Here is a 668-nt window from a genome sequence, read left to right on the forward strand (position 1 = left end):
CCCGCCTTGGAAAAATGAACCGGGGCAGTTTTCAGTATCTCTTCTGGATGTCCTTCAAGAAAGTAATGTCCAAGTTCATGCGCTACGGTGAAGCGCCGAAAGCCCTCACTGCGAATGTGCGTAGCGTATATAATGCCAACACCATCATCGTTAAAAACAATGCAGCCACTCATACCTTCACGGTCAGGCTTCTTTGCCTCAACTACGATGCTCTCATCTTCTGCTATCTTGAAAGGATCAATAGGAAGCGCCTCAAATCCAAACTGGCTTGCGACTTGTTCGCCTTTCAATCGAGACATCTTGAGTCTGAACTTACTCACTTCTCGCGATCCTCCCGCCGCCTTGCAAGTGTGTCGATCATCAGTTGAATGCTTTCACGATCAGCATGATTCAGGCTCTCTTCATTCCTGAATGCTGTCGTAGCCCCCTTGATGGTGTCTGCCCTGCCCAAGAGGTAATCGGATGACACCTCAAGTGCTTTGGCCAGCGCGCGAATGTTAGCAAAGGACGGCTTCCGGCGGTTCGCTTCAAAGTGACCAATAGCAGCAGGTTGCAGGCCAGTTAACTTCGCAAGTTCTGTCTGGTTAAGCTCCCGTTGCTCGCGCGCGTTACGCAATCGGACAGCAAAAATACCATCAGTTTCATCGGCAGTTGACACTACGCCTATA

The 668-nt window shown here is 50.0% G+C and carries 2 protein-coding genes; both read right to left on the minus strand.

Features of this window, described 5'->3' with window-relative positions; genetic code table 11:
• Positions 1 to 320 (minus strand): ImmA/IrrE family metallo-endopeptidase (locus tag EP376_RS22670; RefSeq protein WP_206074845.1); only part of this gene is annotated, 320 nt, incomplete at its 3' end.
• A partial coding sequence (locus tag EP376_RS22675) for a helix-turn-helix domain-containing protein (protein ID WP_206074847.1) occupies positions 317 to 668 on the minus strand: 352 nt, incomplete at its 5' end. The genes EP376_RS22670 and EP376_RS22675, both read right to left, overlap by 4 nt.

The organism is Alexandriicola marinus, assembly GCF_004000435.1.
Classification (GTDB): domain Bacteria; phylum Pseudomonadota; class Alphaproteobacteria; order Rhodobacterales; family Rhodobacteraceae; genus Alexandriicola; species Alexandriicola marinus.